The organism is Barnesiella intestinihominis YIT 11860, assembly GCF_000296465.1.
GTDB lineage: Bacteria > Bacteroidota > Bacteroidia > Bacteroidales > Barnesiellaceae > Barnesiella > Barnesiella intestinihominis.
Window position 1 is genome coordinate 193,295 of sequence record NZ_JH815203.1, and the last position, 19,068, is coordinate 212,362.

Below are 19,068 nucleotides of genomic sequence, written 5' to 3' on the forward strand. Positions count from 1 at the left end.
TCTTTTCGGTTCGGTCTTAAAACTCAGGTTTCACTTGTTCGATGTACCATTCGGGTACGCTTACCGTGATTTCTCCCGACTTGAACTCGAAGCGTATCGGGATGAGCACTTCGTGTTTGGAACAGTCGATAACGGGATTGTCGGCAAGGAACTTGGCGAGGTTGACTTCGGCCAGCGTCTCCCCATCAAGGGCGGCGCTCAGGCGGACGTTCACGTTCTCGTGGTCCTTGTGACGCATTATATTGGTACGGGCCGTGAGCAACGCTTTCCCGGCCTCGTATTCGGTTTCAAGCAAATAGTCGGTCGCTTCCCCGCAGGCCCGGTTCTCGAAATCGGTACAGGGCGAGACTCCGCATATCTCAAGCACAGGCATCGAGCCTGCGCGGTTTCCCGTGACGGGAACTCCGGCCACTTCCACCAACAGATCGTAGTGAGAGCTGGCGAACTCTATGATTTTGGTCTGGTCCTCCCCCTTGTGGGCGCTGTACGGCAGCACGGTATAGGAGGTGGAGGCATAATAAAGCGAATCATTGCCGGCAACCTGTTTCTCGTCGAAATAATCCCCGGCGGCAAAGAGCATCCGGTCGTAGTCGCCCGTAGCGATGCCATCGACCTTCGTGTGGTGGGTGTTCCCCAAGCAGACAATCCGGTAATCACCGTCAGCGAGCGGGGGAAGCGTAGCCGTGCGGCCCTTAACTTGTTCCTCTGGTAAGATACTCGAATTGACGCATCGATTCTCTGCATCGAATACGAACATTTCCACCCGGCAAATCTTGTCGGGGAATATCTCCGTGGTGCCGTCACCCTTGTAACTGAGCAACAACTTGTTCGTGCTCAGGCAGTCGTCCAGATCCTCACGGATGCAGGATGTGGCGGCTCCGGCGAGCAACGTCAGGCAGAAAACAATATTCGTCAATTTCATATATATGTGATTGAAGTGTTAAAGGATAGACAGGGCGGAACTTTCGCCCTGCCTATCGGGTTATCAATTAAAATTCAGGTGTGACAGGAACTACATCCCAGCTCATGACGTCAACAGTTACCTCCACACATTTTTGAGGATTATCCAAATCCTCATCGCTAAATGCAAAGTTCATGACGTAAATCTTGGCGAAATCTGCTGTAACAGCAGGAGTGAATGTACTGGTAGCCAAGTAAAGAGGAACCTTAGTTCCTTCATTTGTTGTACCAATCAATTTTACAAGAACTTGAGGATGGTTAGTATTTCCAATATTATTATCTTTAGGAAAGAAGTGGTATGCAGGACGGACATTGCCTTTCTCGTAGGAATGCTTATACTGTGTATTTTCATCCAATGTAACCAAAGGCAAGGTGGTTGCAGGACTCTCTGTTGAGGTAAATTCATCGTTATACCACGCATCAGCAGCTGTCTCGAAAAGGCCGAATATAGAACCGGGGTTAATATCGGAGTTCTGTATGTCACTGGCTGTTCCTCCCTGACGGTCTGCTTTCCCGAAATAGTTGTTCAACATGACCTGCTGAACTTCAATACTCTTGTACTTACGCTGACCTTGAGTAGGAGCTGTATACTCAAATTTACCGATTTCAATTCTGGATACACGCGGTTCAAGCACTACCTTCGCTTTGTAAAGCGGGTGTCCTGCCTCGTCTTGACCGGACACAGAAGTCAACTCGACTTCTTTATAAAGGTCTAGATCAGTCGGATTTTGCTGTTCGGCGATTATCAGGTCTTTTTTCAAATCTACATAAGTAGATGCATTTATTTGACTACCGTTGTTACCTACAACGATTACCTTGTTCACCTCAGCAGGTAAAAAATGGAATACCTTATCTGCGCGGTCGTCAAAATTACTTTTATTGCTGAAGTAGTGGGTTGCCTCAGTTCCTTCGATTGTTTTTCCTTTATACAGGGTAGTTCCGTCTGTAAAGAATACCTGTAAATCTGTCAAAGAAACCTTTGAGTTGTCTTCTACCTCTTGACCGGCGCCTCTGGTTACTGGAATCACATTAGACAGGTCAATGCTTACACTCTTTGGGGTGTTGTCCAACTGTCCCATTTCATCGTCTTTGTTGTCACATGCAACAAACGTCATTGAAGCAGCTAAAGCTGTCAATAAAAAACTCTTGACTTTCATCTTTTTGTTATTTAAAAATTAGTAAAAAGGTTTTTATAACTTCTCGCTTATGGATTTTGTCTACAACTGGTCGATGACCTGCCGCACCTCTTCGAGGTTATGCCGGGCCGTCTCGGAACCGGCCTCCGCGGCACGCCGGAAAGCGTCTTCGGCCTTGTCATACAGTCCCGCTTCGGCGTATGCCACGCCGAGCGTAGTCAGCAACCCGGCAGATTTCGCGGTGACTTCCGACTTTTCGAGCAGCTCCACCGCCCTGGCGTACTCCTCACGGGAGATGGCATTCACGGCATTCTCGTTGAGCGCGGCGGGCGATGTCGGAAAATAGCGTACTGCGGTGGCCATCACCTTGTCGTACTCGGGCGTGCCTTTCCCGTAGGAGCCGGCCACCTTGTACATTTCCGACAGGCTCAAGAGATCGGGACGCTCATCGACCATGCGGCGCGCCTCTTCGAGGTTGAAGTTGCGCACGTTATACTCGATGCGGTACTCGTTGCGGCGCAATGCGGGGTATATCTCGGTGAGCAGCCTGAGGTAAATGGTCGGCGGTACGAGTTTCTGGAGCTGTAACTCGCAGAAGTCCCGTTCGTCGGGATAGCGTTCGATGACCTCATATACCTCGTCGCGCTTGAGCAGGTTCGGGAAGTCGCCGAGCGTACGGATGAAGCCTTCCCAGTCCTCACCTTTCCAGTCCACGTGGAGCATGTCGGGCGATATGCCGTCGTGACGACGGATATAGTCGGCCAGTGCCTTGGCGCGGTTCTCGGAAAGGGTCATGTTGTGCGCCATGCTGCCCTCGGGAGAGGCGTAACCGGTGATGTAGATGCCGATAATCTTGACATCGGTATTCTTCTTTACCAGTTCGATGGAGTTGGAAACGGTGTCCAATTCGGCACGGTTATCCTTGAACCCGGGCAGTATCTTGTAACTGTCCTGCCGGAACTGCAACCGTGCGGTACGGGTCTCGGCACGTACCTTCACCGGTTCGGGTTCCGGGGCTATGGAATCGAGACGGTAATCCGGGATAAAGGTGGGCAGTATGCCACTCCACAGACCTTGCTCGGCCTTACCCTCGCCGCAGTTGGTGCAGCCGTGTACCTCCTCGCGGATCTCGACCCGTCCGTCGAGCATCCATCGCTCGTAGGGGACGGAGGCCGCATAGTCATACTGTTGGTTCTTGCCGCCGTGACGTATGATAACCTGTGATGAATCGTTGTGAAAAGGCGGGAGTTCCACGCTTTCGAGGCGTTGCGCCCTCAAATAGACCTTGTGGCGGGTCTTGCCGTCGATGACAATCGGGGGAAAGGCGATTTCCCGGTTGCCGTCCGCCGACACGAGCACGGGCGTCAGCGCCACGGTGTGCTGCGTGCGGATTTTGGCCTTGCTCAAATCCACGGACATCGTCAGCTCGACCGAGCGGTCCCGCTTGACGACACCTCCCTGACGGATTCCGATCGAGGGCAGGTAACTGGTTTCGTTCTCGGCATGCAGCATCACGGGGCTACCTGCCAGTATCAACAATAGTATGATATATAAGCGTCTCATAGTCGTTTCCTTGTTATTTGATTATGTATATCAGAGAGATGCCCGCCTTGGTCGGGCCAAAGTAGTGTTTATTCTGACTGCCCTTGAACTTTCCGCAGGTGGCGCACTCGTACTTGTCGTAATTCGTGTAGATGTAGCCCAGACCGATCGTGGCTTCGAGGTTCCAACGCTTGCCCAGAATCCACGAGTAGCCGTATGAAAGCCCGACGCCCGTGGCCCAGCCCTGGTAACGGTGGTCCTTGGTGGATTTGCTTTGGAAAGGGATTCTCACGCCGCTGATGTTGTAGAAGGCGTAGCCGCTGTGCAGACCGAAGAAGTGGCCGTTATAGCGTTCACAGAGCCAGTAGCGGAACTCCGGCATCACCAGCCAGTGCTTGATTTTCTTGTTCTTGTCCTTATTCAGCGTCCACGGGTTGTAGGCACCCGTGAGGTCGAGGGTTGTGCGTTGACCCAACCCAAATTCCAGACTCAAGTTGGGCGTTGTGGTTGACCAATACAGCAGATTGGTCTTTGCTGCTATATCCTGCGCGTTGGCGGTGCCTGTACACCAGCAGACGGCAAGGAAAACACCGAGGATCAGTTTTTTCATATTTTCCTTCTTCTTGTTATCTCATTTGAACCGGCAAAGCCGGCACTTTGTTATCAATCATGGGGACTGTGGTCCCGTGTTTTTTTTCATTTTTTAGAGGGAAATACCCCGCACACGATTTATATTTCTCTCTTTAAGAGAAATACAAAAGGTTGGTTCTGCTTGTAATTAGCTGATATTCAACTATTAATAATTTTAAGAGGAAAGGCAAAAGCTCAATGCTTGTTGTGGAAAAGAGATAAGATGCAAATAACTGAAAAAAAACATGGCTGATTTTATAGCCGTTTGAGGGATTTTTCGTATCTTCGAAGCGTAGTCATTTCTCTTAAAGAGAGAAACGTTTTTTCACTCAACACTTTTCATGTCGCTCAAGAGTCATTTGCACTTATTATTTCTTTCCATATTGCCTGCCTTTTTCTTTTAGCCAGTCATGACAAAGACTCTTTTTAACGGTTGTCTGTTCCAACTATTCGTCTTTGCCGATCAACCTGTCGCATTTCTCTTTTGAAGAGAAATTTATTTATACAATCATCTATATATCAGCGACGTACACTGAAAATAGCGTTAATTGGCTCAACATATTCTTCTTGTCGCACAACTTTTTTTGCACGACAAGGCAATTATTCCGGCTGCTTTCATTGTCATTCTCAATAATTTTCGTATTTTTGTAGTTGTTTAGAACTTCTCTTCAAAAGAAATCATCCGATTTTTTGTATGTATCTATCGCTTAACGGTGTAAAAAATTTGCGGGCGGGATTTGTCCGTTATCCGGTGATATCGCACAACATGGGTCTGTCCTGCCGGTACCTGTAGAAATGGAAGGGCCGTTCTGTCCGGGGCGTGTTATAACGGGATGACGCGTTTCCGGTGCAACCGGTCGTAAACGGAAACACCGCCGGAGAAATCAATCTGCCGGATCATACCCATCTGAATGATATATAAAAGGCTGAAAACAAAATTCTTGCACATGAATTTTAAAGATATAAGGTATGCCATAAACCGAACTTGGTCAAAGAACGGTTTAATGGCCATATAAACGGATGCACTTACGCGATTTTCTATTACAGTGATTTCAGAATCAAACTGTTCGCCTTGTCCACCACCGTAGTGTCGAGTGAAGCGAGATAGATACGGGTGGTGTTCTCGGAATCGTGTCCCATCGCCTCGCTGATGGTAGCGATAGGAATATTCTTGCTTTTGGCGATACTTGCCCAGCTATGGCGGGCCACATAGCTCGTCAGTGGTATGGCCAACCCCAAAAGTTTACCGATTTTCTTCAAACTCTGATTTTCCCGATGCGCCTCGCTCTTGTATTGTTTTCGGGCATCCTCTTTCATGTCCCGTATGATCGGCAACAGATAAGGAGTCCCGGACGTGTCGTACTTGTCGATGATCTCCTGCATGGGCTTCTCCCACCTGATAAAGAGCTGTTGTCCCGTCTTCTGGCGACGGTAGGCCAGAACTCCATTCTGTAAATCTTTCTTTTTCAGGTAAGCCATATCCACAAATGACATTCCCCTTGTATAGAAAGAGAAAAGGAACAGGTCTTTCGCGTAATCCAGCATGGGACTGAGTGTCAGGTCCAGATCCCGTATCTGGCGGATCACTTTCAGCGGAACGGCGCGTTTGACCGTTTTGTCCACGCCCGTGTAGACATGCCTGAACGGGTAACGCTGCACGGTCAGTTCCCGTTCCACCGCACGGTTGTAAATGGCACGCAGGTTACGCATGTAAAAAGAGGAGGAGTTCGGGCAAACGTCGCACCCTTTCAGAAAGGTCTCGTATTCCACCATCAGGTTGGAGTCCACCTCCCCGAACAGAAGGTCACGTTCGCCACGAAACCGCAGGAAACTGTTCAGCACGGTCGTATACGTCTCAGCCGTACGCCTTTTCCCTATCTGTTTCAACTCCTTTATGAGCTGCCGTGCAAAAGAGACAAACCCGCCGCAGTCAGCCGGGGAGGAAAACAGTTCCACCACCTTGTCGGCGGTATACATTACGTCGGAACGTTCGAGCCGTGCGATGATGCTTCTGAAACGGGACAAGTCATCTGCCAAGGCGGTCTTCACGGAGAGCAGGTAATTCCTGCGCCCCCCTTCCGTGCCGGAATCCATCACGATCTCGGAAATGCCGGCATCCCATTCCGAGGGAAAAAGCTTGTAGCCGGTATGTACTTGTCTTGCCAGACGGTTGTGAATCACTTGATAGTAGAGCGAGCCTTCCTTCATCTCGACGGAAGAGGCACGGAATTTAACTTTTATTGTTGCCATGAATATATCTGTTATTTAATTTTTCACCTGAAAACTAATCCCGGGGAAACCATTGCATGAATATTCATCTGCCTTTAACACATCTAAAAGCAAAAAGTCCCTTGGCGCACCGGCGTCACAGGAACTTTTCACATATAAAAGACACATGTTCTTTCACTGTATGCGTATATATTCCGAATACCTGATTTCCACATACGGGTTGTCACTGGAAATGGACTGATGGATAGCCTTTACACGCTTCCAGAACCACCATCCCTTGTATTCTACCCAAACCGCCTGATTGAGGGTTACCGGAACTTTGATGTCGCCTTTGAGCCGTTTGTTCTCGATCAACCCGGTAAGTTGGATATACGGTGTAACCATCTCCACCTTCTGCCGCAGCAGTGGAACGGTATCACGGATAATGAGCGTGTCACGGATGGCGGCATCTATCGGGGCTTTCACTTCGACTTCATGCCGTGCAGCCACTTCGAGGTTCCTGATTTTCACGCCTAGCCTTTCGATGGTCTCGGCATCCTTGGCACGGAACTCTTTATACTCATCTATAGTCAGCCGCAATGCCTTGGCATCGAGGACCATCGTCGCTGAATCGATCTGCATCCGCTTCACATCGGAAAGCAGTGCGGTGCTGTTCATGCGGAATCGGTCGCGTTCTTCCGTGAGGCGTATTGTCCGCCGGTGCTGCAGCCAGAGGATGCTACAGAGCAGCAACACCGTTGCCAGAAGTATTCTGTTTAATCTACTCATATGATACTGATTCTTCGGGGATGAACCACAGAAATTCATCCATATAGATTTCTTCCAACAATACAAGGCCGCCCCGGTTCTTTTTTCGGTTCTGCGGGAGGTCTTCAACGACCAGTCCACGGCGACCGACCAGTTCGTCCAACCTCATTTCGGAGAGTTCAGGCGAAGCGATGATGGTAACGTATGCATTCTTTTTCATAACTGGTCTTTCCACGATGTTTTTACTTGTGCGTTCCCTGACATTTGAGAAGTTCACGGATATCGGCACGGATTTCGTGCAGGTCATTCTGTACCGTGTTGAGCTGCATCATGGTTGCCTCGAACACGGACTTGTCCAGCTTCATGGCGTTGATACGGTCATACTGGTTCTTGATTTCCACTTCCAAACCGATACATTTGGTTTCCAGTTCTGCAATTTGGGCGGTGTTGTTGACATGCTGTATGTACAGTGTCAGCGAGAACGAGAGTACCACGACAATGATCTTGAAGTACTTCATTACAAATTCTTTGAGTTGTTCCATATCTTATTCCATTAAAAGTGAGAATGCGTCCCTGATAGCCCTCAGCAGAGTCTCGGCTGCCGCACTATCCCGGAACCCATAGATGACAAGCGCGATCATCATCGCCAGATAGACCCACCAGGCGATTTCTTCCTTAGTGATTTTACGTTTCCGCTTCGCCATCTTTTACAGGATTTTGGGGTACGATTACATTGAAGATAACATTGCCGTCGCTGCCTTCGATACGCAGGCGGTTCTCCTCCTTGTGCCTGATGGGGAAGATATCCATCAGCGCCTTGGCGGCATTGACCGACACGGCCCTGAGCGGTGCCGGAGAGAGCGGCACACCGAAACGGTCTGTATAGTCCGAAGTGGCCGTCTCGTCCATGATTGCCTTGAGAGTCTCGGTCACCTGCAGCTTTACAGCCATCGTCTCCATCTCGAACCGTTCCGAGAAGAGCAATGCCTTGATATGTGCCAGCACATGCGGTTTGTTCATCAGGTAATTGGCCGAAGCATACGGGTTCTTCACCGTATCCTCACCGAATACCTCCACAAAGCATTTTTTCGGCCGTCCGGCATATTCCAGCCCGCCGTTCACATAGAGGTTGCAGAATTGCAGCTCCTGCTCCGTGAGCGGTTTCTCTTCCGGCCTATCCTGCGTGTTCGTTATCTTGTCTGACATCGGTTCTTCCTTCCTTTTCTGAAAGAGTAGCGGGTTTGTATCCCGGAGGTTTTACAAAATCCGCCTTTTCATTGAGCAACTGCTCCATTAATGTGTCATAGAATACCTGGGCCAACGCATCGGCACACGCCTCCGCATCCGCTAGCGAGTTGATGAGCCGCAGGTTGAACTTGATTTCCAGGTCGTAGCCCGATATGAACGCCATCAGTTCGTTCCCGTCATAGCCCAGCGCCCCGTAGGTCATCCGGTCCGCCGTACGGAATGTAATGGTCTCGGGAATCTGTTCCCGGTCAATGCCTTGGGCTTCCTTATTCGTGTCCATACTCATATCTTGAAATATTTACGGGTTTTCTCTTTCTTCTGCGTAGCGATTGCCGCCCCTTCCGTCTGGCGCAGACGGGAGGTATAGACCCCCAGGATGTCAAGCGTGGCCGTCACATCCGCAGCCGCATCGTGGGCATCGTCCAGTTCCACCCCCAATTTTGAGGCTACCAGTTCCAGTTTATACGAAGTAACCTCCGGATCAGCGGCAAAAGCCAACCGTCCCATGACAAGCGTGTCGATGTAGTGCGGCTGGAAGTTGCCGTAATAGTCCTTGGTACCGGAAAAGGTCTTTTCAAACTCGGCGGCCAGTCCGGCATAGTTCATCAGCTGTTGCAGGAATCCGATATCGAAAGCGATGTTCTGTCCGACCAGCACGGGCTTGCACTGATAGCCCTTCGAGAGGGTGCTGCGTTTGGCGAAGGCGATGACTTCTCCGGCGACTTTCTTCATGTCCACACCCTGTGTGCGCAGCATCTCCATGGTAATGGCGGAATAGTCCAATGCCGTCTGTTCGTACTTCATCGGGACATATTCCGGTTCTTTCGCCTGTTCATGGCGGGTACGCAACACCTTGCGTCGGGGAAGCCCCGCGTCCTGTTTCCCGTAGGGGGCGATATACGCCTGATAGCGGTCGAATACCTGCCATGTGTCGAAACGGACGGCTTGCAGGGCGATCTGTGTACAGGCGCATTCACGGCAGTCCAGCCCTCCGGTCTCGAAGTCCAGCCCGATGCCTACATATATCTTCTGTTCTGTCTTGGGTGCCATATCTTTTCAGGATTGAATGAATAACAATGAGTTCCTATAGGTCTGTAATGTATTGCATCCGTTGTAGTCGCTGTAACGGATGACGGCAGTGAGGATGACCACCCGGTCTTTGAGCGACTGGATCTCGGTGTGGTGTTCCATGTAATAGTCGTTCCAGCATACACATTCCGCCAGACGGTTGTTCTGGGAGAGTGTCAGCTTGGCGAAACGCTTCCGGCTTCCCGTCTCCCTGTCCTTGTAGGTATGTTCGGTTACATCCACCACCGTGGCGCAGATAGTCGCACGCCTGCCGTCGTTCTCGTCCCGTGCCACCTCGTCCAGGGTCAGGTAAGAGGCTTTTCCCTTGACCTGCCTGCGGGCTTCCGAATTGTTGAAGATGCGGCGATAATCGATGCTGCCTATGCCCGACACGGCAATCTGCTGCTGCGACCAGAAGAAATGCCGCCCGCGCATGTCCTGCGGGAAGTCTTTTTCAGAAAGGGAGAATCCCAGTTCCCGTGCTGCGCGTTCGAGCAGCGCGCAGCGTTCGGTAACCGCCCCGACTTTTTCGATACGGTCGAAGCATCCGGCAAGGATCATGTGCTTGACATGCCGGGCGTTCACGGGGACTTTCACGGCCTCTTCCGCGTTGTCGGGGTCGTCCCAGTAACTGTATTTCTTGAGTTTGTAACGGAATATGCGGTGGATGAAGTTCTCGATACCGGTATATGCCCCGCCCCGGTCGCGTTCCGTGACGATGTATTCCACTGTCTTGACACCGACCTGTTTGATACGGGTAAGCGACCAGAAGATTTCATCGGTGGCATAGTCGGTGAAGAACTCCGTCCCGGAGCGGTTGATGTCCGGCGGCACGATCTTGGCCGACGAGCAGCGTTCCATCTCCGCCATCAACGAAGGAATCTCCTTGTCGTCCGCCCATTGCAATGCCACCGTGTAGAATGCCGAGGGGTAATTGGCCTTGAGCCATGCCCCGCAATAGGCTGTAAGGGCGTATGCCGCGGCATGGGAACGGTTGAACGAATATTTCCCGGCTACCTCTATCTTGTGCCAGATTTCCTCCGCCTCATAGTCCGGGCATCCGTTCCCGACGGCTCCGGCAATGAAATCCGCCTTCAGCGTGGCCATCAGGTCGGCTTTCTTCTTTCCTATGGCCTTGCGCAGATAGTCGGTCTTCCCGAGGTCGAATCCCCCGAGCGTATGAGCAACGGACATGAACTGCTCCTGGTAGACCATGATTCCGAAAGTGTTCTTCGTTGCTTCATAACAGCCGTAGTTATAGACCGGGGCCACTTCGCCACGCCTGAAACGGACATAATCATCGGTGGCACCGATGTCGAGTGTGGCGGGACGGTACAGGGCATTGATGGCGATCAGGTCCTCGATACACTCCGGCTGTACATCCTGGATAAACCGGGTAATGCCCGGCGAAGAGAACTGGAACACATTCTGCGTGTTGCCGTCCGAGAGCAGTCGGTAGGTCTTCCCGTCTTCCAGCATATCCTGCGTAATACGCCCGATAGTAAGTTCCTGCCCGAAATTCCGGTTGACCAACGCGATGACGGCACTCAGTTTGGCAAGTTCCTTTGTCGCCAGCACATCCTCCTTCAACAATCCGATCTCATCGACCGAATAGCCGTCGAACTCCGATACCAGTGCCCCGTCCATCTTACGGACCGGCAGGAAATCGAAGCATTCGGCGGGCCTGCCGTCCCGCGTGTCCGGTGTGACAACGATGGCCGAGGCGTGTATGGAGGCCGCTTTGGGCTGTCCGAGCAATCCTTGCACGTCCTCGATGACCAGCGGATAGGTCTGGATAAAGTCCCGAAGTTTTCTGTTGAAGGCAGCCTGTCTGAACAGTCCTGTCCAGTCCGTGCCGTCATCTATCATGGCGGTAATATAGTTCACGATGGAGTGAGGCACGCGGTGTACGCGTGCCACGTCCTTCAAGGCGGCTTTCAGTTTCATCGTGGTAAAGGTGCCGGCGGAAAAGACACGCTGGCGGCCGTCCGCGTTGTACCGTTCTTCCAGGTAATCCTTGATCTCCTGCCGCCGGTCGGAGGCATAGTCGACATCTATGTCCGGCAGCGAAGCGTGGCCGCCTTCTGTCAGTCCTTTGTCCACAAAGGCATCCATGACCGTCAGCGGTCCGTCTGCTTTCCTGATTCTTATATGTGTTACTTTCATCTGATATATTTCTTGTATCGTATTATCGCGCTTACCGTCTGGCGGCTGACACCGTACTGTTTTGCCAGGCTGTTCTGGGAAGCCTGGCCGGAGGAATACCTCACCCGTATCTCTTCCGCCTGCCCGTTGGTCAGTTTGGCGTTCACGCTTTTCTCGCCGTAATCCCGTTTGAGGCCACCCGCTATGGCATGTTCCATATTCCGCTGGTGCGTACACATTTCCAGGTTATCCGCACGGTTGTTGTCGCGGTTCCCGTCGATATGGTTCACCTCCAGTCCCGGATTCCAGTCGGGCAGGAAGTGCTGTGCCACCAGACGGTGCACGGAGAACTTCTTTCCGACACCGCCCTTGTAGAGTCGGACACAGTCATAGAGCGAAGTCGTCCCACACCAATGACACATGATACGTTCGGGTTGTGTCCAGGTGATACCGTCATGCGAAACTTGCCGTTCCAGACTCTTGACACGCCCGAGGTTGCTGATCTTGTACTTTCCTTCATAGTTCTTGATATCCACCCAGATTTCCCGGGTGTCAGCCATGGGTTATACGGTTTAGTGCTGTCTGAAAAATTCCCAGGTCTATCTCCACGCCGATGAACCGGCGTCCCGTATTCCGGCAGGCCACGGCTGTACTGCCGCTGCCCATCGCAAAGTCGAGGACGATGTCTCCTTCGTCGGTGTAGGTGCGTATCAGGTATTCCAGCAGGGCGACAGGTTTCTGTGTCGCGTGCAGGCAGGAGAGCTGCTTGTCCGTCTTGAATTTTAGCACACTGCGCGGATAGCGTTCCGTGGATATGTAATCCCGGAAATTATCGTGCTTCCGGTATATCTCGTCGGCATCGCATTTCCGCTGATGTTCGGCCATCACGACCTTGCGCTTGTGCCCGTCCGTCTTGATCGGATGATACTTCGGCAACCTGTCGTAAAAGACCAGAATGTCCTCGTGCGCCTTCATCGGCATACGCCTGGCGTTTAGGAAGCCTGTCGCCTGCGTCTTCTCCCATACCCAGGCATACCGCAGCCTGCGGAGATTGGAGCTGCCCAGCAGGCTCGTAAAAGGATGCTGGCAGAACAGCAGTACGGGAGTGTCAGGTCTGGATATGCCCTGTACAGCATTCCACATCCCGGGGATGTCTATCACGGCGTCCCATCGACAATGTGTCGTACCGTATGGAGGGTCTGACAATACCATGTCGGCAGTGATGCCTTCTTCAGCCAGCAGGGGCAGCACATCGAGTGCATCGCCCCGGTAAAGGTCGCAACCGTCATAGGGACGGTGGTGTTCGTAGGTCGGATTCATGGGTTTCGAGTTCCTTTAGGTTCCACAAGCAATCTCGGCGGTCAAAAAGGATTTCGTCGCCACACATCAATTCATCTGCGTATATCGTCCGCTCTTCTCCGTTACGGATTACCCGCATCCGGGCATCCGTGCACAGACGGTAAGTCTTGCCTTCAGATTCCATCTCCACATAGCGTTCGCCCTTGCCGAGTGTGATGTCCGGGGCAAGCACCGTCAGTTCGTCTTTCCAGCTGAGCCCGCAGCGTTCCGGCACGAGGAAGCGCGAGAAGATAAGGTCGTATTTCAGCGGGTCGATGGAGGTTATGCCAAGCAAGTAGGAAACCAGCGAGCCCCCGGCGGAACCGCGACCTATACCAGTTGCGATGCCTCTCCGGTGCGCCTCCCGCACCATATCCCACTGCACCAGGAAATAGTCCACATTGTCGGTCGATTCAATGATATAGACTTCCTCGTCCAGCCGTTCCCGATAGCGTTCCCGCTCCGGTTCCGGCACTTTCCGGTCCAGCCCGTCGTCAAGCAGTCGGAGGAACATCGTACGGCGGTCACCATACCGTTCCCGCTCTTCCGGTCGCATACGGTATTCCGGCATGAACATTCGCCCGGTCTCGAATGAGGCGTCCGCACGTCCGGCAATCTCCACCGTGGGACGGCACATGCGCCTAAACAGGGAATCGAAGTCCCATTGCCCGGAGAACAGAGGACGGAGCGTGTCATACAATTCATCCGCTGTCTTGAAATACTGGTCATCGCTCTGTTCATGGGCGGCTCCCGTGGCAATCTTGTTCACCACGATTCTGTACCCTGCATCGTCCTTGTCCATGTAGTAGCAGTCCGGAATCAGGACTGGTTCTACTGTAAATGAATCCGTGTCGGCATCATAACAGTTGCCGAAATAATATTTCAGGGCTTCTAGTTGCTCCCTGTCGATGCGGTCCGCCTTGTATTCGTTGGCGTCGACCTGGTAATAGACCGCTTCGGCACCTTTCCGGATACGCTTCACCTGTTTGGGGTGTCCGGCCATCCAGTAGACGGAACGGATGGCGAAAACCACCACACAACCTGCGGCATACATCAGCAGCTGTTCATAGCGGAGGGTGTTGTCTTCCGAATCGACCATGACGGCCCGTTGGATGCGCAGCAGATTATGCAGCCCCTCGTTATCCAAGGCATAAATCTTCAGCCCGACACGTTCTTCTTCGTGCATCATTGTCAGCGAGTAGCCGAATATATGTTTCAGCCCGGTATTGGCGCACTCCTTCTGAAGGTTCAGCGTGGCGGCCATTGTATTGCGGTCGCAGATGCCGACAGCCGTATGCCCGAGCCATTTCGCCTTGCGGCACAAATCTTCCGGCGAGCAGCAGGCGTTCAGCAGCTCGTAGGAGGTATGGATGCCGAGGTTCACGAAAGGTACATCATGTACCGGAGGCTTGGGCCGGCCGATATATTTCAGCAGGTTGAAACGGAATTCTTCCCGCAGGTCATAGTAGTACCAGTTCCTGCCGAACGGGAAGGCCACATGGAAGATTCCTTCTTCCATCAGCACATCCGGACTTTCCATCAGGTTGAACACGAGCTTGTCCCCGTCGCCGCGGAAGATGGATTCCACTCCCGACAGGTCGGCCGTGAAAAGCCGCCCGAAGCCGGGAATATCCACCACTTCCGTATCGACCGGGATATAGGTTATCCGTTGTGCATCGAGCCATGAGAAAAGTTCCTGTATCATCTTTCCTGTACTTTTTTGAGTTTGTATTCAAGGACGGACAGCAGGCGGCAGGCGAAAATCCCGTAGATTTCCGCTTCCGTGAGTTCGTCCCAGTCTTTGGCGGCATCAGCAATGTCCGCGATGAAAACCTCGAAATAGGGTTTCAGCCGTTCAGCCGTCCGCTTTACCGACTCGACGGCATCACCATCGTAACCGATGACTACGGTTCTGACGCCTTTCGATTGCAGCTTGTAGATCTGTACATCGGATATTTTCTTTCCGAAAGTGGCCACGGCTGCGACATGGGAATTGTCATAGAGTTCGAGTCTGCGGGTCAGGGCGATGACATCGAAAATACCTTCCGCGAGGATGACCGTATCGGTTTCATCCATACGGACGGCATCGTAGTTATAAAGGAGTCTGGAAAAGTCGTTTTCCGTGGAGTTCCGGTAACGCAGGATCTTGTACCCGCCGCTATGTCTGGTCTTGCGGTTGTGGGCGTCTATATCCTCTTTCGGCCAGGTATGGCGGGAGACATAGCCGACAACCGTACAGTCATCGATGACCGGAAAGACGACATAGTCCGCGTAGCGCGGATTGAGCCTGCCGGTTATCCCGACCGGGAAATACTCGTAATCGTCGAAACAGAAGCCGCGCCGCTGCAAATACGGATGCCGGAAAGTGCGCTTGTAAAAGTCCGGCAATTCGACCGGCACCAGTTCGTCGTCTATTTCTTCCGCCTCGTCCTTCTCCAGCAGGTGCAGGTTCAACGGTGCGGCAATGTCAGCTGTCTGCAAAACCATCAGGTCCATGCGACCGATAGCCGCCAGAAGTTGCTCCAATGTACGGGTGGATGCCCCGCAGGAGAAGCAGTGGGCCATGAAAGGCCGGCGGTGGGCAGTCGCCTTGCCGATGTAGATACCGAACTTACCGCCCGACTTTCCGCAGAACGGGCAGCGCGGAACGATAAGGTTCTTACCGCTCCCGTCCCGTTTGGCACCCGTCTCGCGGGTTATCTCCGAAACCAGATATTGATATTCCTGTACCGACAGTTCCATATTAAGGTATAGTCGTGACCGCTACAGGTTGGTTTGAAATGTTTGGAAAAAGAATCCGGATTAGCCCAATAAAAATAGACCGGCAGAATCATGGAAGGTCTTTCCACCCAAAGGAAAAGAGAAATTGTCTTCCCGGCTGGACAAAAAATGACTGCTTTTGTCTAATCGATAAAACAATATATAAATAAGGAGATTGATAATCAGCATTGGCTGATTATCAGGTGTAGAGATGTACTTTTCTAAAATGATCACTCTCTACATAAAAAAAGCGTATTTTTTGTGCAGTACAATAAACATACTGAATGAAAAGTATCGTTTTCCAATTACTACAAATAACGGATTTGTATTTGCGAGGTCATTCGAACTTTCCTCGAACAAAGGTCGTATGATATCTCGAACGCCAAGACCCGTGAGCGGAAACTGAAAGTCTTGGAGGCGGCAGAGGAATTGAAATGTGAAAACCTGCTGTTGATAACATGGGGAACGGACGATATGGCGGAATACAAAGGGCATACAATAAAAATCGTATCTGTCCGGAATTGGTTTTACGCATGTAAGCTGCCATATATTCTCAACATTCCAGTCGTTACAAGTCAAAAAGCCACCGACACGCCGCATCCGGATCGATGGCTTTTTATTCCCTGTTCAGATTCAGTGTCCTCTGCCCGTCATAGAACACCTCATTGTCGTAGTCGGTGGCAATCCTGATAGTGTCTCCTTTCTTGAAGAACCGGCTTTTGGCCACGTGCAGGCGCATAACGTTCTCCTTTCTTTCAGCCGATGACTGGTTGAGCGAAACAAGGTGCGTGCACGGGCGGGCCAGACCTTTGGCCTCCGAACAGTTGTACTCGGTCAGCACGTTCCGCTCGTCATTCAGCCACTCCCGGTCTTCGATGGTAGACTGGTAAGTCACCACCATCCATACCTTTTCGTCCGCCGCCAGGTCCTTCAGGTCATTAGCCACCGCGATACGCTTCGCCCGTTCATGGTCGGCTCCCCATGAACGGCGGTTGGCATCCGTCAGCAAGTCCATCGAATCCACAATCACGATGTCCGGATTATATCCTTTGAGCTTCCTGTATTCCGAAATGCCGTTCTTGATGTCGAGTGTCGAGACCTGGGCATTGAAACGCGGGTAACTGCGCACCGTGATGCTTCCGGCATACGAGGCGACCAGTTTTTCCAGATGTCTCATCTCCGTATCCGAAATCTTTCCCCGCTCGTAATAGTAGGCGTTCCTGGAAATCAGTCCGCCGGAATAGGCGTTCAACGCCTCTTCTTCCGAACCTTCCAGCTGGAAATGCAGCACATGCAGCCCGTCATCGATGTCCGCCCTGACACCGATCCATTTGGCGATGTGCGACTTTCCCACGCCTGTGCTGGCCAGGAAACAGGTCAGCTGACCTCGCAGGTTACGTCCGGCATTGAGCGCATCCAGATACGGGATGTAGAAGCGGGACACACGAGGGGCGGCCGAGCGTTCCTCTTCCTCCTCGCGCCGGCGGTTCCTCTCGAAACGCTCCTTGAAAGTCGCGGCCACATCGACGAACGAGGAACTCTTCAGCGTGAACCCTGCCAGCCACTCGGCATATTCCCGAAGAGTCTTCTCCGCCTTGTCCTGTTTGTTCTCGTTATACAGTTTCCCGACCTCCGCATAGACCGACTGCAACCGGACCCCCTTGATGTAGGACTCCAGCATGTCGGTCATCACCTCGGCACTCTGTCCCTCGTCATACTCCCGGAAAGTGTCTATCAGCTCGATGGCGTCGTAATCCTCATGGAAGGTCTGTGCCAGCACGGCATACGACGGCGGTGCCTTGTATGTCTTGAAGTGTACGGCTATCGCCTCCTGTACCCGCTGGAACGAACGGTCCGGCAGGTATTCCTTACGCATATGCCGGGCTAGGACAGCACACAACGGTTCCTGTCTGAGCGCCGTGGCATAGAGTTCATACAGGAACTCGGCACTGAGCGGATTGACGGCACTCATGGCTTCGCCTCCTTTTTCCGCCACGCCTCACAGCGGATACGGTACAGTTCCGGATAGCGCGCCTGTGTCCTTCTGCGGCATGGCTCCGCTTTCGCACATTTTGAGCATGACGGGGAGAAAGGCGTCCACATCAGCGTGGAGAGCGCACAGACGAGATATCCCGCTTCGGTGGAGAGCAGTCGCCGCTTGGTCGTCTCCTCGTATTCCGGATAAATAAAACGCCCGAACGGATGGCTGCGGCGGTCTTCCACTGCCCGCGCCAAATCATGCCGTGACAGCCCGAAACTCTTCAGCCACCGGTCCTCCCGGTAGCGGCGTTCCTTTCCCGAGCGGAGATAGCGGCCGATGGCTTTCTTTCCGAATGAATGGGAGACGTTCCATTTCCTGCGATACGCGGTATCATATCCGGAAATGGCATATGCCTGGCAGATACAGAAGTCGGACAGGCGTTCCGCACTGACGGAGACGACCTCCCGGCACAAGCCGTCGAAACACATCCCGAGCTGCCTGTCCGACTTGCCGCCGGTAGGGAACACAAAATCCGCCCACACCGTGGTGCGGACCAGCCGTGTAAAGAGCCTCCGGCATCCGTCAATCCATTCTTTTCTCTCCATCGCGTGTCAATAGTTTGCGCAGCTGCGTCTTGGCTAGGAAGATGCGGCTTTTTACCGTTTCTACGTTCCTGGTCTGCAAAGTACCGTTGTTATAGGTGATTTCCATGATTTCCCCGAGTTTGTAACCAGCCTGCTGCAAGAGCAGGGCTTCCCGGTAAATCGGTTTGAGCCGGTCCAGTGCCCAGAGGATGTCATCGTTATAGAACTCGCGGTAGTTGTCCATCCCCATGCTGTTTCCCGACGGTTCGTCCTCATCCGACAGCGAAGAGGATATTTCCGAAATGTCGATATTGTCGTCCGGGGGCATGCGGTTCCTGTTGCGGTTGTTCAGGTCCGCCACAAGCCGTTTGGTCACGGCATAGATCCAGGTCTTTACCGGACGGGCCGGGTCATAACTGTCCATATACTTGAAGAAGTTGGCCAACGCCTCGAGGTAGTTGTCCTCGATGTCCTCCTGGTTATAGGTATATTTGATACAAATGCTGTATATCAGATTCTTGTGCGGCATCACATATTTTCTGAGAAGTTCCGCCCTCTGTCTCGCGGATTCGTCTTCAGGCTGGAGAACCGCAATAAACACATCTTTCTTTTCCACGTTTCCACTGACTGAAAAGGTTGATAATGAATCTCATGTCCTAATCTGTCAGCTACCGTGAGCGTCAATTGAAAAAACGGGCGG

Annotated in this window: 20 protein-coding genes; all 20 read right to left on the reverse strand. The window is 52.3% G+C overall.

Annotated elements, in window-relative coordinates; translation table 11 throughout:
• Positions 1–16: 16 nt before the first annotated feature.
• Positions 17–922: a FimB/Mfa2 family fimbrial subunit gene (locus HMPREF9448_RS00765; protein ID WP_007750260.1), complete on the reverse strand. Its 906-nt coding sequence runs from the start codon at positions 920–922 to the stop codon at positions 17–19.
• A gap of 67 nt (positions 923–989) precedes the next feature.
• Complete coding sequence (locus HMPREF9448_RS00770) at positions 990–2,117, reverse strand: hypothetical protein (RefSeq protein WP_004293543.1); 1,128 nt, start codon at positions 2,115–2,117, stop codon at positions 990–992.
• Between the two features lie 60 nt (positions 2,118–2,177).
• Entirely contained in the window at positions 2,178–3,659 is a 1,482-nt protein-coding gene (locus HMPREF9448_RS00775; protein ID WP_008860763.1) for a DUF3868 domain-containing protein, read from the reverse strand.
• 13 nt (positions 3,660–3,672) lie between these two features.
• On the reverse strand, positions 3,673–4,248 hold the full coding sequence (locus tag HMPREF9448_RS00780) for a DUF3575 domain-containing protein (protein ID WP_008860764.1): 576 nt from the start codon (positions 4,246–4,248) through the stop codon (positions 3,673–3,675).
• Positions 4,249–5,309: 1,061 nt separating this feature from the next.
• Positions 5,310–6,518 (reverse strand): site-specific integrase, encoded by a 1,209-nt coding sequence (locus HMPREF9448_RS00790; RefSeq protein ID WP_008860766.1) that lies wholly within the window; start codon positions 6,516–6,518, stop codon positions 5,310–5,312.
• 153 nt (positions 6,519–6,671) lie between these two features.
• Positions 6,672–7,265 (reverse strand): DUF6549 family protein, encoded by a 594-nt coding sequence (locus tag HMPREF9448_RS00795; protein WP_008860767.1) that lies wholly within the window; start codon positions 7,263–7,265, stop codon positions 6,672–6,674.
• Positions 7,258–7,464, reverse strand: coding sequence for a hypothetical protein (locus HMPREF9448_RS00800; protein WP_008860768.1), 207 nt, complete (start codon positions 7,462–7,464; stop codon positions 7,258–7,260). The genes HMPREF9448_RS00795 and HMPREF9448_RS00800 overlap by 8 nt, the downstream gene beginning before the upstream one ends.
• Positions 7,465–7,486: 22 nt before the next feature.
• Positions 7,487–7,786 carry a hypothetical protein gene (locus HMPREF9448_RS00805; RefSeq protein WP_004322861.1) on the reverse strand — a complete coding sequence of 100 codons (300 nt, stop codon included), beginning with the start codon at positions 7,784–7,786 and terminating at the stop codon, positions 7,487–7,489.
• A 3-nt stretch (positions 7,787–7,789) separates the two neighbouring features.
• Positions 7,790–7,948, reverse strand: coding sequence for a hypothetical protein (locus tag HMPREF9448_RS14675; protein ID WP_008860769.1), 159 nt, complete (start codon positions 7,946–7,948; stop codon positions 7,790–7,792).
• A complete protein-coding gene (locus HMPREF9448_RS00810; RefSeq protein ID WP_008860770.1) occupies positions 7,929–8,450 on the reverse strand; it encodes a hypothetical protein in 522 nt (173 codons plus the stop codon). The genes HMPREF9448_RS14675 and HMPREF9448_RS00810 overlap by 20 nt, the downstream gene beginning before the upstream one ends.
• Entirely contained in the window at positions 8,419–8,778 is a 360-nt protein-coding gene (locus HMPREF9448_RS00815) for a hypothetical protein (RefSeq protein ID WP_008860771.1), read from the reverse strand. The genes HMPREF9448_RS00810 and HMPREF9448_RS00815 overlap by 32 nt, the downstream gene beginning before the upstream one ends.
• The gene (locus HMPREF9448_RS00820; protein WP_008860772.1) at positions 8,775–9,542 is read right to left on the reverse strand and encodes a 3'-5' exonuclease; all 768 of its coding nucleotides are present in this window, start codon (positions 9,540–9,542) and stop codon (positions 8,775–8,777) included. The genes HMPREF9448_RS00815 and HMPREF9448_RS00820 overlap by 4 nt, the downstream gene beginning before the upstream one ends.
• 6 nt (positions 9,543–9,548) lie before the next feature.
• Positions 9,549–11,726, reverse strand: a complete 2,178-nt coding sequence (locus tag HMPREF9448_RS00825; RefSeq protein WP_008860773.1) for a helix-hairpin-helix domain-containing protein — start codon at positions 11,724–11,726, stop codon at positions 9,549–9,551.
• A complete protein-coding gene (locus HMPREF9448_RS00830; protein ID WP_004322855.1) occupies positions 11,723–12,265 on the reverse strand; it encodes an HNH endonuclease in 543 nt (180 codons plus the stop codon). Before HMPREF9448_RS00830 ends, HMPREF9448_RS00825 begins: the two co-directional genes overlap by 4 nt.
• Complete coding sequence (locus tag HMPREF9448_RS00835) at positions 12,258–13,025, reverse strand: DNA-methyltransferase (protein WP_008860774.1); 768 nt, start codon at positions 13,023–13,025, stop codon at positions 12,258–12,260. Before HMPREF9448_RS00835 ends, HMPREF9448_RS00830 begins: the two co-directional genes overlap by 8 nt.
• The gene (locus HMPREF9448_RS00840) at positions 12,991–14,748 is read right to left on the reverse strand and encodes a PHP domain-containing protein (protein WP_004293558.1); all 1,758 of its coding nucleotides are present in this window, start codon (positions 14,746–14,748) and stop codon (positions 12,991–12,993) included. Before HMPREF9448_RS00840 ends, HMPREF9448_RS00835 begins: the two co-directional genes overlap by 35 nt.
• The gene (locus HMPREF9448_RS00845; protein ID WP_004293559.1) at positions 14,745–15,785 is read right to left on the reverse strand and encodes a toprim domain-containing protein; all 1,041 of its coding nucleotides are present in this window, start codon (positions 15,783–15,785) and stop codon (positions 14,745–14,747) included. The genes HMPREF9448_RS00840 and HMPREF9448_RS00845 overlap by 4 nt, the downstream gene beginning before the upstream one ends.
• Before the next feature lie 634 nt (positions 15,786–16,419).
• A complete protein-coding gene (locus tag HMPREF9448_RS00855; protein ID WP_008860777.1) occupies positions 16,420–17,775 on the reverse strand; it encodes a DnaB-like helicase C-terminal domain-containing protein in 1,356 nt (451 codons plus the stop codon).
• On the reverse strand, positions 17,772–18,389 hold the full coding sequence (locus HMPREF9448_RS00860) for a hypothetical protein (RefSeq protein ID WP_008860778.1): 618 nt from the start codon (positions 18,387–18,389) through the stop codon (positions 17,772–17,774). The genes HMPREF9448_RS00855 and HMPREF9448_RS00860 overlap by 4 nt, the downstream gene beginning before the upstream one ends.
• Positions 18,367–18,984 (reverse strand): RNA polymerase sigma factor, encoded by a 618-nt coding sequence (locus tag HMPREF9448_RS00865; RefSeq protein WP_008672743.1) that lies wholly within the window; start codon positions 18,982–18,984, stop codon positions 18,367–18,369. Before HMPREF9448_RS00865 ends, HMPREF9448_RS00860 begins: the two co-directional genes overlap by 23 nt.
• Positions 18,985–19,068 lie beyond the last annotated feature (84 nt).